The following is a 12,983-nucleotide window of genomic DNA, read 5'->3' as shown; positions in this document are numbered from 1 at the left end:
AAGACTTGGGCAAAACAGGTTCGGGCAAGACGACTGCCTCGGGAGGCCGACCGTTGCTGCATTCTTGTTTGCACAAGTCCTGTTCGCCCTATTCATATTCAATAGCTGCTTGCGCAATACCCATAAGCGCTTGAGCCGATTTTCATGCATATTCATCGCTGAGTACCCGACAGCTGGGCACGCGCCAGCAGCATGACGGGAACCAGCCCCGCGACCACAATGCACAGCGCGGCGATCGCGCCCTCCTCATAGGTGCCGCGCGCGGCTTCGGCATAGAGCCAGGTGGCCAGGGTATCGAAATCGGCCGGGCGCAGCAGCAAGGTGGCTGGCAGCTCCTTCATGGCATCGACAAACACCAGCATGGCACTGGTGGCCATGGCGGGCCGCAGCAGCGGCAGGTGTACACGGCGCAGCGTGCCCAGGCGGCTTTCGCCCAGCAGGCGCGAAGCCTGCTCCAGCGTCGGCGGGATACGCGCCAGACCGGCCTCGATCCCACCCACAGGCATGACCAGGAAGCGAATCACGCAAGCCGCGACAAGCACCACGCCCAGACCCATCAGCGGCAAGCCCTTGGCACCAAACAGGCTGGCCAGCCCCGCATCCAGCGCCAACGCGGGAGTCAGCAAACCAATCGCCAGCACTGTGCCCGGCACGGCGTAGCCCAGCGCCGCCACCTGCGCAGGCCAGCGCGACGGCGCTCGCGTGCTGATGCCGGTGCGCGTGGCCCAGGCGATGACCAGACCGGCTGCCACCGCAATCACGGTGACGCCCAGCGCCAGCCCCAGCGTATTGAGCAGGCTGGAGACCAGTCCCTCGGAGACGCCCGAGCCCTGCAGCAGACGCTTGCCGCTTTCCCAGGCGAGATAGGCCGCCGGCGCGGCAAAGCCGATCAGCACCGGCAGGCTGCAGGCCAGCGTGGCCAGCCAGGCCTTGCCTGCAGGCAGACGGTGCGGCGCTATGGCCCTCATGCGCTGGGCCGAGCCAAAGCGCTGGCGACTGCGGCCCTGACGCTCCAGCCAGACCAGGGCCACCACGGCCAGCAGCATGGAGCAGGCAATCTGCGCGGCACCAGCCAGATCGGAGCGCGTGACCCAGGTGGTGTAGATCGATACCGTGAGCGTGTGCACGCCCAGAAACTCGGACGCACCGATATCGTTGAGCGTCTCCAGCAGCGCCAGGCTCAGGCCCACGACCAGCGCCGGTCGCGCCATGGGCAAGGCCACACGCCAAAAAGCACCCCAGCGTGTCTCACCCAGCGAGCGAGCGGCCTCCATCAGATGCGCCGGCTGGGTCATGAACATGGCCCGTGCCGTCATATACACATAGGGGTAGAGCGTGAACCCCAGCACAAAGATCGCACCGCCCATGGAGCGCAGATCGGGCAGGCGCCACTGACGCGGGCTGTCGTAACCCAGCAGCCAGCGCAGCGCCCCCTGCACCGGGCCTATGGGGTGCAGCAGATCCAGATAGGCAAAGGCCACGATATAGGCCGGCATGGCCAGCGGCAGCAGCAGCGCCCAGTGCAGCCAGCGCCGTCCCGGGAAATCACAGGCCGTCACCAGCCAGGCGCAGCCCGTGCCCACCACCAGCACCACCAGTCCCACCCCGCCCATCAGCCAGGCCGTATTGGCTGCGGCATCGGGCAGCACATAGCGCAGCAGATCCTGCCAGTGCGCCCAGTCCGAGCCCAGCGCCAGCCAGGCCAGCGAGGCAATGGGCGCAAACACCCCAAGCGCAATCAAACAGCTTGTGCCCTGCCACACCGGCCCGACGGGCCTGAGCCCTGAACGAAGATAAGAAAACATCAAAAAATCAAAAAGGAAACGGCCCTTGGACAGGCATGCTCCATCAAAGGAACACCGAGCAAGAGCCGCCTCGCAGCGAAGGTGTTGTCCCCCTCCCGCGAAGCGAGAGAGGGGGAAGGCGCATCAGCGCCTCAGGGGGCTACTTATTTATCAAACCCCACCTTGTCGACCAGCACGCTGGCAGCCTTGCGGTGCTTGGCAATCTCGGTCAGCGGCAGCGGATCGATCTTGATCTCGCCAATGCTCTGGGCCACCACGGGGTCCAGCGCCACGCCCTTGCGCACAGGGTGCTCGTAGTTGGCCTGGGCGTACATATTCTGGGCCGGCTCGGAAACCAGGAACTCCAGCAGTTTCACGGCCTGATCGCGGTTAGGCGCGTACTTGGCGACCGAGGCGCCGCTGATATTGATATGCGTGCCGCTCTTGGGATCGTTGAAAGTAGGCTTGACGACCTTGATGGCATCGCCCCACTTGCGTGCGTCCGTACCTTCCTTGGCCGCCTTCATATGGCCCACGTAATAGGTGTTGGCCAGGCCCACATCGCAGATGCCGCCCAGAATGTCACGCGCCACGTCGCGGTCGCCACCCGTGGCCTTGCGTGCCAGATTAGCCTTGACGCCCTTGAGCCACTGCTCGGTCTTGGCTTCGCCGTCATGGGCGATCATGGCGGCGATCAGCGCCGTGTTGTAGGGGTGCTGGCCGGCACGGCTGCAGACCTTGCCCTTGAACTGGGGCTTGGCCAGGTCTTCATAGCGGAAGGCGCCGATCTTCATGTCCTTTTCGGCATACAGCACACGGGCCCGCATGGACAGCGCAAACCACTGGTTGTCTGCGGCGCGCAGCTGGGCCGGAATGGCCGCCTCCAGCACGCTGGACTTGACGGGCTGGGTCACGCCGCCGTCCACCAGATCCACCAGATTGCCGATGTCCACCGTCATCAGTACGTCGGCGGGCGAGCGCTGGCCTTCAGCCTTGACGCGCTCCAGCAGGCCGTCCTTGACGAACACCGTCTTCACGCCGATCTTGGTCTGCGCCGTGAAGGCCGCCAGCAAGGGCTGGATCAGTGCCGGTTCACGGGTGGTGTAGAGCGTGATGTCCTCGGCGTGGGCGGACAGCGCAGGGGCGCACAGGCTGGCAACGGCGGCCAGTGCAAACAGGGGTCGTCGAAACATGAAGGGCTCCAGGAGGTGAACAGACATAAAAAAACACGCTCCGCCTCGAAACCGGCAAGTCTCCTGCCAGCCAAGTGCAGGAGATCCATGAACCAGTATCGAAAGAGGAGCGTGTTTTTATGTTTTTGAGAATAGCTCTCAACTATCTTAACCGAGAGGCATGCCCTGCCCGCACTCCAATCCGGATGTCGGCTGCGGAAATAGGCATCCCGGCGCTGTCGCCCAAGCGCCAGCAGGTCGCAGGCATGACAGCGCCGCAAGCGGGCAAGGCCCAACATCCGCGCCATGGGAAACCTCTACCTTGTGCGCCATGGCCAGGCCTCGTTTGGCGCGGATGATTACGACCAGCTCAGCCCACGCGGCCAGGAACAGGCCGTGCGTCTGGGTGAATACTGGCGTGAGCGAGGTCTGAAGTTCGACGCCGTCTATGCAGGCACGCTCAAGCGCCATCAGCAGACGCTGGCCGGGATAGTCCAGGGCCTTGGCAGCGCTTCAGGTCTTGAGGCACAGAGCCGGCCCGGACTCAACGAGTACGACAGCGAAGCCCTGCTGCGCGCCATCCACCCTGCCCCTCTGCCCAGGCCCGATACGCCCGAGCTGTACCGTCATCATTTCCGCCTGCTGTGCGACGCGCTGGCGCAATGGATGGGAGGCACCATCAGCCCGGTCGGCATGCCTGACTGGAACGGTTTTGCGGACGGCGTGCACCAGGTGCTTGAGGAGATACGCCACCAGCACAGTGGCCAGAACGTGCTGCTCGTCAGCAGCGGCGGTCCCATCTCCACTGCTGTGGGGCAAGTGCTTGGCACCGCGCCCGAGGTGACCATCGCCCTCAATATGCGACTGCGCAATATTGCCGTGACGGAGTTCAGCATCAGTCCCAAGCGCCTGATGCTGCAAAGCTTCAACACGCTCAACCATCTCGATAGCGCCGAATACAGAAGCTGGATCACCAGCGCCTGACTCCCCTCAGGTCCGGAGCCGGCCAACGCAAAGTGCTACAAAGCCGCAATGGACTCCATCTTTCTCAGTCTTGGCGATACGGCGCTGACGCTTGAAATAGGCGCGCAGCAGCACCGTCTGCCCATCGGAATCGCCACCCTGGCCAAGGCCTTTGCCCACCGCATGCCCAATGCGCTGATGCTGGAAAACGCGATTGCCGATGTCGAGGATGCCGTCATGCCGGCCGGGCGCTGGCTGCCTGCAGGCGCCAGTCTGCTGCAAACGACAGACCCACTGCTGCGGCAACTGATCCATGGCGCCACGGCCGACCCGCAAGCCACCCAGGCGTCACGCGAGGCCATCGAGAACCTGTTCGAGCTGCTGGCGCGCCAGGCCCAGCAGCCTGGCCATGCCGATCCGCAGCTGCCGCAGACCCCCGAGCATGCAGCCGCCCTGCTGATCGTGCGCGAGGCCATGCATCACTGGGGACTGGATACCCTGCAAGCAAGCGGTAACTAGCCATACCTGTGCGGCATAGCAGACAGAACGCTTTGCGGCTGCCTCCGTACATCTTTCGGCGGCACACTCTCGGGATAAAAGTTTCAGACAGAAGGACAAGCATGAAACGCCGCAGTTTTACCCAATCCCTGATCAGCGCCGCAGCGGGGGCTGCCCTGCTGAGCGGATTTGCCGCCACCGCCCAGGCCGAAGGCCTGTCCAACCGCCCCATCCGCATCGTCGTTCCCTTCGGCGCCGGCGGCGTGGCCGATGTGACGGCCCGTGTGGTGGCCCAGCAGCTGTCCACCCAGCTCGGCCAGCCCGTGGTCATCGACAACAAGCCCAGCGCGGGCGGTATCGTGGCGGCCGACACCGTGGCCAAGGCGGCGCCCGACGGCCATACGCTGTTTCTCATGTCCAACGGCAGTGCCGTCACGGTGAATCTGTTCAACAGTCTGCCCTTCGACATGGTCAAGGACCTGACGCCCATCTCCACGCTGGGCTACTTTGACATCGGCGTCATCACCGATGCCAAATCGCCCTTCAAGAACCTGGGCGAACTCGTCAGCTATGCCAAGGCCAATCCCGGCAAGCTGAATCTGGGCAGCATCAATGTGGGCAGCACCCAGCACCTGGCGGCAGAGCTGTTCAAGACCACGGCCGGCATCGATGCGCAGATCGTGCCCTTCAACGGCACGCCCGCCGTGGTGACGGCGCTGCGCGGCAAGCAGATCGATGCGGCGGTGGAAATTCTCACGCCCATCATGGGACAGATCAATTCCAAGGCCGTGAACCTGCTCGCGGTGACGGGCGAGAAGCGCTCACCGCTGCTGCCCAATGTGCCCACGGCCCAGGAATCCGGCGTCAAAGGCTTTGTGGCCTCGTCCTGGAATGCGCTGGCTGCCCCCTCCAAGACGCCCGCCCCCGTGATCGCGCGCCTGAACAAGGAAATCAACACCGCCGTCAACAACCCCGAGGTCGCCAAGAAGCTGCGCGAGCTCAATGTGCAGGCCCAGGCTAGCACCCCCGAGCAGACCGCCAAGTTGCTGCAGTCGGAAATCAAGCGCTGGGGCGATGTCATCACCACGGCCAAGATTCCGAAGCAGTGACACTGAGAGCTACACTTTCAGTAGCTTATAGCGCTTGATAGCATTGATTTTTAATACAAAACAGCCTGCAAATGCAGGCTGCTCTTGCGTAAGAAGCTCCTGAATTCAAAGCGGTTGCGGCTGGTTTGCCACCGTGCTCAGGGGAAGGTCATGAATTTCGCCCAGCAACCTCACCAGGCCCTGCGCCGATGAACGCACCATGGCCGCGCCACGCTCGGCCGTCGCGTCGGCGGAGTTGCCCACGGCTCCGGCCGGGTTGTAGTCCTCGATGGCCCAGCCCAGCTTGGCGCTGCGGCCATTGCCGATGAAGTGGTATTTTCCGGCCCGCTGCTCAGAGCTGGAAGCGAAGTTCTGCGCACGCTCCATATGCACGGTCTCGGGCGCCAGGTGCAGCAGCATCGAGGTCTCCACTTCGCCGCCGTGAATGCCGAAGCGGTGCTCATGCGCACAGAACTGCTGGTTGGCCGCATCGTCCACCAGCCCGAACCAGCTGGCGCTGTAGACCAGCAGGCCGTGCCGGATGCGCAGCTCGCGCGCAACGATGTCCATCACGCTGACCTGGCCGCCATGACCGTTGAGCAGCAGCAGCTTCCTGATGCCGGCGCGCGCCACGCAGGCGCCCAGCTCCGTCCACAGAGCAATCAGCGTGGCCGGCTGCAGGCTCAAGGTGCCCGCATAGTTCGTATGCTCGACCGAAAAACCGATGTTCTGCGGCGGCAGAAACAGCACCGGCAGCTCGGCTGGCAACTGCGCCAGAGCGGCATCGATGACGCCCTCTATCAGGCTGGCATCCACCGACAGCGGCAGGTGCGGCCCATGCTGCTCCACCGCAGCCACGGGCAGCACGGCCACGGTGTCTGCGGCCAGGCCATTGTTCTGGGCCAGGGCAAAGTCATGGGCCGATGCCTGGGCCCAGAAGCGCGAGGGCCAGCGGGGAAGCGCGCTTGCGGGAGTGGTCGGGGTATTGCTCATGGCCATCATCGTAGCTGCGCCAGCGCCCCGAAACCACCACATGCCCCGGATTCCGGGCCCAGCGCCCGTCAACCGCAACCAGCCGACATGCCCCACAATGGGCCGATGCCTGAAGCCTCCGCCAGCGCCCCGCGCCAGAGTGCGCGCACCGCCAACTCCAAGCCCCAGACCCGCGACCTGACCCAGGGCCCGATTGCCAGCACCTTGCTGGTCTTTGCCCTGCCGATCCTGGCCGGCAATGTGCTGCAGTCGCTCAACGGCTCGGTCAATGCCATCTGGGTCGGCGGTCACCTGGGCGAGGCCGCGCTGACGGCCACCGCCAACGCCAACAACGTGATGTTTGCGCTGATCGGCGCGGTGTTCGGCATCAGCATGGCAACCAATATCCTGATCGCCCAGAGCATGGGGTCGAAAAACATCGCGCAGGCCAAACGTGTGCTTGGCACCAGCGCTACGTTTTTTGGTGTTGTCTCACTGCTGATTGCCGTGCTGGGCTGGCCGCTGTCGCGCCATCTCATGCAATGGATGAGCACGCCCGAGGCGGCTTTGCCGCTGGCCGAGGCCTATCTCCGGATCATCTTTCTGGCCATTCCGCTGCTGTTCATGTTCAGCTTTGTGACGGCGGCCCTGCGCGGCGCGGGAGACACCCGAACGCCGTTCTGGTTTCTGCTCGTCGTCGTGGCGCTGGACATGGCCCTCAACCCTCTGCTGATCTTTGGCTGGGGCCCCGTGCCGCGCATGGGCATTCAGGGCTCGGCGGTCGCCACGCTGATTGCCAATGCCGTGAGCTTTGCGGCCCTGCTGGGCTGGTTGCGTCTGCGCCGCCATCCCTTGTGGATAGGTCGCCGGCAGCTGGGGCTGTTCAAGCCCGATCTGACGATTGTGCGCACTCTGGTGGTCAAGGGCCTGCCCATGGGCGTGCAGATCGTGATGATCTCTCTGGCCATGATCGCCATGATCTCCATGGTCAACGAGCATGGCGTGCAGACGGCATCCGCCTATAGCGCCGCGCTGCAACTGTGGACCTATGTGCAGATGCCGGCCATGGCCATAGGCGCCGCCTGCTCGTCCATGGCGGCGCAGAACGTGGGCGCTGGCCTCTGGAAGCGTGTCAGCGCCACGGCCAATGCCGGCATGCTGGGCAATCTTCTGCTGACCGGCAGCCTGATCGTCCTCATCGTGCTGCTGGACCGTCATGTGCTGGGCTGGTTTCTGCCCGGCGGCAGCCCCTCGTTGGAGGTCGCCCGCCACCTCAACCATATTGCCATTGGCTCCTTCCTCTTCTTTGGCGTGACCTTTGTGCTGGCCGGCGTGGTGCGCTCCACGGGGGCCGTCATGGCGCCGGTGCTGATTCTGGCGATCGCCATGTGGGGCATACGCGTGCCCGTGGCACGCTGGCTGCAACCCGTGATGGGCGTGGACGCCATCTGGTGGAGCTTTCCCATCAGCTCCGTCTGCTCCATGCTGATGATGCTGGCCTATTACCGTTGGGGCAACTGGCGCAAGGCGCACATGCTGCCGACCCAGGCCGCCATGCCGGCTGCAGAGTCAGCCCGGGAACAGACGCCGGCCGCAGAGCTAGCCGAAGCCCCCGTGGACAGCGATGCATTGATAGCCCGGGCCGACCCCTGCGAGCGCATCGCCATCCCTGCCGAGGTGGGTGGCCAGCCGCCCAGTACCGTGGCCACCCTGGCCGCAGATGCGGGGGTGCCACCGCGTGACGCTAACCCAGGGTGATGCCCGTTTCCTTGACGACGCGCTTCCAGCGCTCGTGGTCGGCGGCGATGAGCCGTCCGAACTCCTGGGGCGTGCTGCGTCGCGGCAGGTAGTTGTAGCCGGCGAGCCTGGCCATCACATCGGGCATCTGCATGATCCTGTCCATCTGCTGGGCCAGATAGCCCACGATCTCCTGCGGTGTGCCCTTGGGCGCCAGCAGGCCCGACCAGGAACTGAAATCCATACCACTGACGCCCAGCTCGCGCAGCGTGGGTACCTGGGCAAAGGCCGGTGCACGCTGGGGCAGCAGCACAGCCAGGGCCTTGACCTTGCCGGCGCGAATCATTTCCACCGAGGTGAAGGAATCGAACGAGAAGTCCACCTCGCCCGCCACCACGGCCTGCATCTGCGCGCCCGTTCCCTTGTACTGGGCATTGACGATGCCGGGCACCTCGACCACCTTCTTGAACTGCTCGGTGATCAGCGAGATCATGCTGCTGCCCGAGGAGGCGCTCAGCGGCCGACCCTGCTTCGCCATGGCGATCAGCTCCTGCATGCTGTTGACGGGCAGGTCCTTGCGCGCAATCACCACAAAACCGACATCGCATAGATGACTGATGGGCTCGAAGCTGGCCAGCGCCTCGTAGCCGGTCTTGTAGAGCACGGGGCTGAGGGCCTGCGCTCCAGCCGTGTTCATCAGCAGCGTGTAGCCATCGGGTGCGGCGCGGGCTGCCAGTTCGGAGCCGATGACGCCGTTGGCGCCGCCCTTGTTGTCGACCACAAAGGACTGGCCCGTGATTTCGCCGAGCTTTTGCATGGCCAGCCTCGCCACCACGTCCGTGGTGCCTCCAGCCGGAAACGGCACGATGACCCGTACCGACTTGTCCGGATAGGCTGACGCAGCGGCCGCATGCCAGGGCAGCGCGGTGGCAGCACAGGTAGCCGAGGTGGCAAGAAAGCGGCGGCGTGAGGTATTCACCATAATGCTTGTCTCCTGTAGTTGCCCGGCAACGGACTCCTGCGACCGGCTCCGGCTGCGGGCTGTTTGAGCCTTGTTGGCCGGGCCATGATGGAGTCCGCCCGCGCCTTCTGTCCAATACCATGCGCCTATGCAAGCATTGGTTTTGCCAATCGGCCTCCCCCGTGCAGGGAACCAAAAACACCGCCACAGACTCCCACCGTCCGCCATGTCTTCTCAAGCCCTTTTCCTGACCACCGGACCCCGCAGCCTCTCGCAGCGCCTTTCACTCTGGCTGATGCTGGCACTGACCGTCTGGGTCTGTGCCTTCTCCACCGGTGCCGGCGCGCAGATCCTGCTGAAGAATGCGGCTTCGGGTGGCGCCACGGTGCAGACGCCGCGCGTGCAGGCCGAGCTGGTGGCCCAGGCCCCCGAGGGCATCACCGCCGGGCAGGTCTTCTGGCTGGGGTTGAAGATCACCCACCAGCCCGAATGGCATACCTATTGGAAGAATGCCGGCGATTCGGGCCTGCCCACGGTGCTGCAGTGGCAGCTGCCCCCGGGCCTGGAGGCTGGCCCCATCGCATGGCCGCTGCCTCATGCGCTGCGCGTAGGGCCCCTGGTCAACTATGGCTATGAGGACACGGTGCTGCTGCCCGTCCCCATCAAGGTCGCGGCCGACTTCAAGGCACCGGCCTCTGGCATGGTGGACGTGGGCCTGGCCGCCGAATGGCTGGTCTGCCGCGTGGAATGCATTCCCGAGTCCGGCAACTTCCAGCTGCAGATCCCCGTTCAGGGCAGCAGCGCTGCGCAAAGCCAGGCCTTTGTGCGGGCCCAGGCAGGCCAGCCCCAGGCGCTGAGCCAGGGCGGCCAGGCCCTTGTCGAGTCCGGCAAGGCCGAAGGCACGAACCTGCCCGACGACCGTTTGACGCTGCGCATACCCGGACTGCCCGCCAGCCTGAAGGGCAAGACACTGGAGTTCTATCCCGAGAACGCCGACACCTTCAAGCATGCCGCAGAGTCGGGCAAGGACTGGAAGCAGCACTGGGACGGTGACGTCTGGGTCGGCGAGAACATGCCCCTGTCCGATATGCGCGGCGAAACCGCGGTGCAACTGGCCGTGGTGCTGGCCCTGCCGCCCGCTGAGCGCGCTGCGGCGCTGGAGCGAGGCGAAAGCGCTGGCTGGCGCAGCGAACTGGCCGTGCAGGGCCACTGGAGCGCCCCCACGCTCGCAGGCGTTTCTCCGGCCCTGGCCGCAGCTCTGGAGGCCAACAAGACCGCTTCACAGACCGTACCTGCGGGCAATACGGCCAGTGCAGGCAGCCTCTGGGCTGCCCTGCTGGGCGGCCTGATCGGCGGTCTGATCCTCAACCTCATGCCCTGCGTGTTTCCCGTGCTGGCCATCAAGGTACTGGGGTTTGCGGTGCATGGCCAGAACCGCCAGGCCCAGAAACTGGGCGGCCTGGCCTATGCCGCCGGCGTGGTGCTGTCCTTTGTGGCACTTGGCGCACTGCTGCTGGGCCTGCGCGCGGCCGGTCAGCATCTGGGCTGGGGCTTCCAGCTGCAGTCGCCCGTGGTGGTCTCGCTGCTGGCAGCGCTATTCACCGTGCTGGGACTGAATCTGGCCGGCTGGTTCGAGTTCGGCAGTCTGCTGCCCAGCAGCATTGCCAGCGCCCAGGCACGCAACCCGATACTGGACTCCTTTCTGTCCGGCGTGCTGGCCGTGGCCATTGCCTCGCCCTGCACGGCGCCCTTCATGGGTGCCTCTCTGGGCTTTGCCATCGATATGCCCGCGGCGCAGGCGCTGACGGTGTTTGCCGCACTGGGCATGGGCATGGCCCTGCCCTATCTGCTGGCCAGCTTCGTGCCCGCCGTCGTGAGCTGGCTGCCCCGCCCCGGCCCCTGGATGCAGACCTTCCGCCACGCCATGGCCTTCCCCATGTTTGCCACCGTGGTCTGGCTGGTCTGGGTGCTTGGCCACCAGGGCGGCATGGATGCCGCCGCGGCACTGCTGGCCCTGCTGCTGGTGCTGGCCGCGCTGATCTGGGCCCTGGGCCTGCGCGGCAAGAGCCGCATGAGCCTCGGCGCCATCGCCTTGCTGCTGGCCATTGGCGTCGCCTACTACGCACTGCCGCTGATCAAGGCCGAGCCTGTGGATCAGGTCAGGGCACAGGCCGGCGAACTCTGGCAACCCTGGTCGGCAGACAAGGTTCAGTCTGCCCAGACCTCGGGCCAGCCGGTGTTTGTGGACTTCACGGCCGCCTGGTGCGTGACCTGCCAGGTCAACAAGCGCACCACGCTGAGCAATGCCGAGGTGCTGGCAGCTTTCGAGCAGCACAAGGTGCAGCTGCTGCGCGCCGACTGGACGCGCCAGGACCCGGCCATCACCCAGGCACTGCAATCACTGGGACGCAGCGGCGTCCCCGTCTACGTGCTGTACCTGCCCGGCAAGCCGCCGGTGGTGATGAGCGAGCTGCTCTCCAAGAGCGAAGTGCTGGACGCGCTCCAGCAGATCTAGGACGCCCCTGCGTGCCGGGCGCTGCGCCCCCTCATGCCTGCTGCAGATCCTCGTGCAGGCAGAGGTAATTGCCTTCCGTGTCCTTGAACCAGGCGGCTTTCTCGGCCCCCAGCACGCAGACATGGTCGACGGTCTTGAAATCGGGAAAGTCATAGTCTTCAAACACCACGCCCCGGTTTTTCAGCTCCCGAATGCTCGCGGCGATATCGGACACCTGGAAGCTGATGGCCGTGTGCTCGGCCTTGGTGCCGCCAGGTCTGGGAAACAGGGCCAGGGCGCTGCCGCCCACCCGATAGACAAATTTCCCGTCGAGTCGCAACTCACCGGGCTGCAGACCCAGGCATTCCTCGTAGAAAGCGCGGGCCCGCGCCAGATCCATTACCGGCAGCATCGTCGTCACAGCAGATTGGCTCAGCATAAGAACTCCTTTGCCCGGCGCCCCGAGTCGAGCAGGCCAAGCTTAGTCCCGTGGGCCGGAAGAAGCCAGAGTCGGCGGGTTTCATGAACCTGGCGCAATCAACTTTACGACTCGGCACACCAGCCTCGCCCTGTCAAACCGGCGGGTTCCGGTCTGGCTTCGATTCGCGCTGGAACGCGACTCCAGGCAGGAGCGCAGCACCTATGGCACAAACCGGACAAAAGCTCTAGACTGGAATTGCCCACAAGCCAGGTGCAACCGCAGTTTTCGGCCTTTGCCAGCCTTGCACACGTTGACTGCTGCGGACCGCCTGAACTGCACAGGAGGTAAGCCATGCATGCCAACCTTATCCATCAGCCGTCTCACAAACGTCTTTGCCTGTTGCGTGCACTGGCGCTAGCCAGCCTGGCGATTGCCGGCCTGGCCTTGCCCTTTGCCTGGGACATTCTGGCCAGCATCAACAGCATGCCCAAGATGCACTGGCTGCAGCAGATACTGGCACAGGCACCGGCCTTCAGCTGGCTGATGATGTTTGTCTGGGGCGGAGCCATACCACTGGTCCTGCTCAAGAACATGGACCAGACCCCCTCGCACAAGCTGCGCACCACGGTGGTGATGCTGATCTTGATGTGGGTCGCCGTCACCTGGTATGTGCACATGCCGGCCAGCAATCAGTGCACCGCGCTCTATGCTTCCTGGGAATGGGCCTGCTCGGTTCTCCAATGGGGCTACAGCATGAGTCTGGTGCTGTCCATTGCGGCCTATGCCTTCCTCATGCTGGGTCTGATGGTTACCGCGCTGGGCCTGTTTGCCGAAGGCCTGGAAGATGAGCCCAGCCACGCCGCATAGCACGCCCGGCCATGCAAAAAGCCTGC

The 12,983-nt window shown here is 64.7% G+C and carries 11 protein-coding genes; 6 read left to right on the top strand and 5 right to left on the bottom strand.

Annotated elements, in window-relative coordinates; translation table 11 throughout:
- Nucleotides 1–152 precede the first annotated feature (152 nt).
- Together DJFAAGMI_RS24335 and DJFAAGMI_RS24330 are read right to left on the bottom strand one after the other, a co-directional pair.
- Nucleotides 153–1,805, bottom strand: coding sequence for an ABC transporter permease (locus DJFAAGMI_RS24335; RefSeq protein ID WP_211459850.1), 1,653 nt, complete (start codon nt 1,803–1,805; stop codon nt 153–155).
- Nucleotides 1,806–1,948: 143 nt separating this feature from the next.
- Nucleotides 1,949–2,977 (bottom strand): extracellular solute-binding protein, encoded by a 1,029-nt coding sequence (locus DJFAAGMI_RS24330; protein ID WP_211459848.1) that lies wholly within the window; start codon nt 2,975–2,977, stop codon nt 1,949–1,951.
- Nucleotides 2,978–3,262: 285 nt separating this feature from the next.
- On the opposite strand from DJFAAGMI_RS24330, the gene DJFAAGMI_RS24325 reads away from it, so the two are divergent.
- The 3 genes from DJFAAGMI_RS24325 to DJFAAGMI_RS24315 all read left to right on the top strand — a co-directional run bounded on the left by DJFAAGMI_RS24325 (nt 3,263) and on the right by DJFAAGMI_RS24315 (nt 5,526).
- Nucleotides 3,263–3,940: a histidine phosphatase family protein gene (locus DJFAAGMI_RS24325; protein ID WP_211459846.1), complete on the top strand. Its 678-nt coding sequence runs from the start codon at nt 3,263–3,265 to the stop codon at nt 3,938–3,940.
- 48 nt (nt 3,941–3,988) lie between these two features.
- Nucleotides 3,989–4,438 (top strand): hypothetical protein, encoded by a 450-nt coding sequence (locus DJFAAGMI_RS24320; RefSeq protein WP_211459844.1) that lies wholly within the window; start codon nt 3,989–3,991, stop codon nt 4,436–4,438.
- 101 nt (nt 4,439–4,539) lie between these two features.
- A complete protein-coding gene (locus tag DJFAAGMI_RS24315; protein WP_211459842.1) occupies nt 4,540–5,526 on the top strand; it encodes a Bug family tripartite tricarboxylate transporter substrate binding protein in 987 nt (328 codons plus the stop codon).
- 105 nt (nt 5,527–5,631) lie between these two features.
- On the opposite strand, the gene DJFAAGMI_RS24310 is transcribed toward DJFAAGMI_RS24315, so the two are convergent.
- Nucleotides 5,632–6,507: a creatininase family protein gene (locus DJFAAGMI_RS24310; protein WP_211459925.1), complete on the bottom strand. Its 876-nt coding sequence runs from the start codon at nt 6,505–6,507 to the stop codon at nt 5,632–5,634.
- A 96-nt stretch (nt 6,508–6,603) separates the two neighbouring features.
- Here DJFAAGMI_RS24310 and DJFAAGMI_RS24305 point away from each other — a divergent pair, with 96 nt between their 5' ends.
- Nucleotides 6,604–8,235 carry an MATE family efflux transporter gene (locus tag DJFAAGMI_RS24305; RefSeq protein ID WP_211459840.1) on the top strand — a complete coding sequence of 544 codons (1,632 nt, stop codon included), beginning with the start codon at nt 6,604–6,606 and terminating at the stop codon, nt 8,233–8,235.
- Here DJFAAGMI_RS24305 and DJFAAGMI_RS24300 read toward each other — a convergent pair.
- Complete coding sequence (locus DJFAAGMI_RS24300; RefSeq protein ID WP_211459839.1) at nt 8,222–9,196, bottom strand: Bug family tripartite tricarboxylate transporter substrate binding protein; 975 nt, start codon at nt 9,194–9,196, stop codon at nt 8,222–8,224. The genes DJFAAGMI_RS24305 and DJFAAGMI_RS24300 overlap by 14 nt on opposite strands.
- A gap of 205 nt (nt 9,197–9,401) precedes the next feature.
- On the opposite strand from DJFAAGMI_RS24300, the gene DJFAAGMI_RS24295 reads away from it, so the two are divergent.
- Nucleotides 9,402–11,690 (top strand): protein-disulfide reductase DsbD family protein, encoded by a 2,289-nt coding sequence (locus tag DJFAAGMI_RS24295; RefSeq protein ID WP_211459837.1) that lies wholly within the window; start codon nt 9,402–9,404, stop codon nt 11,688–11,690.
- Nucleotides 11,691–11,721: 31 nt separating this feature from the next.
- Here DJFAAGMI_RS24295 and DJFAAGMI_RS24290 read toward each other — a convergent pair whose 3' ends face one another.
- Complete coding sequence (locus tag DJFAAGMI_RS24290) at nt 11,722–12,108, bottom strand: VOC family protein (RefSeq protein ID WP_211459836.1); 387 nt, start codon at nt 12,106–12,108, stop codon at nt 11,722–11,724.
- Nucleotides 12,109–12,441: 333 nt separating this feature from the next.
- On the opposite strand from DJFAAGMI_RS24290, the gene DJFAAGMI_RS24285 reads away from it, so the two are divergent.
- The gene (locus DJFAAGMI_RS24285) at nt 12,442–12,957 is read left to right on the top strand and encodes a hypothetical protein (RefSeq protein WP_211459835.1); all 516 of its coding nucleotides are present in this window, start codon (nt 12,442–12,444) and stop codon (nt 12,955–12,957) included.
- Nucleotides 12,958–12,983 lie beyond the last annotated feature (26 nt).

The organism is Comamonas brasiliensis, assembly GCF_018292285.1.
Taxonomy (GTDB): Bacteria; Pseudomonadota; Gammaproteobacteria; order Burkholderiales; family Burkholderiaceae_C; genus Comamonas; species Comamonas brasiliensis.
The sequence above is the reverse complement of the archived record's forward strand: the minus strand, read 5'-3'. Positions and strand labels throughout refer to the sequence as shown.

Excerpts from the sequence above, each read along its gene's own strand:
- DJFAAGMI_RS24335 (WP_211459850.1), bottom strand. The coding sequence starts at position 1,805 with ATGTTTTCTTATCTTCGTTCAGGGCTCAGGCCCGTCGGGCCGGTGTGG.
- DJFAAGMI_RS24330 (WP_211459848.1), bottom strand. The coding sequence starts at position 2,977 with ATGTTTCGACGACCCCTGTTTGCACTGGCCGCCGTTGCCAGCCTGTGC.
- DJFAAGMI_RS24325 (WP_211459846.1), top strand. The coding sequence starts at position 3,263 with ATGGGAAACCTCTACCTTGTGCGCCATGGCCAGGCCTCGTTTGGCGCG.
- DJFAAGMI_RS24320 (WP_211459844.1), top strand. The coding sequence starts at position 3,989 with ATGGACTCCATCTTTCTCAGTCTTGGCGATACGGCGCTGACGCTTGAA.
- DJFAAGMI_RS24315 (WP_211459842.1), top strand. The coding sequence starts at position 4,540 with ATGAAACGCCGCAGTTTTACCCAATCCCTGATCAGCGCCGCAGCGGGG.
- DJFAAGMI_RS24310 (WP_211459925.1), bottom strand. The coding sequence starts at position 6,507 with ATGATGGCCATGAGCAATACCCCGACCACTCCCGCAAGCGCGCTTCCC.
- DJFAAGMI_RS24305 (WP_211459840.1), top strand. The coding sequence starts at position 6,604 with ATGCCTGAAGCCTCCGCCAGCGCCCCGCGCCAGAGTGCGCGCACCGCC.
- DJFAAGMI_RS24300 (WP_211459839.1), bottom strand. The coding sequence starts at position 9,196 with ATGGTGAATACCTCACGCCGCCGCTTTCTTGCCACCTCGGCTACCTGT.
- DJFAAGMI_RS24295 (WP_211459837.1), top strand. The coding sequence starts at position 9,402 with ATGTCTTCTCAAGCCCTTTTCCTGACCACCGGACCCCGCAGCCTCTCG.
- DJFAAGMI_RS24290 (WP_211459836.1), bottom strand. The coding sequence starts at position 12,108 with ATGCTGAGCCAATCTGCTGTGACGACGATGCTGCCGGTAATGGATCTG.
- DJFAAGMI_RS24285 (WP_211459835.1), top strand. The coding sequence starts at position 12,442 with ATGCATGCCAACCTTATCCATCAGCCGTCTCACAAACGTCTTTGCCTG.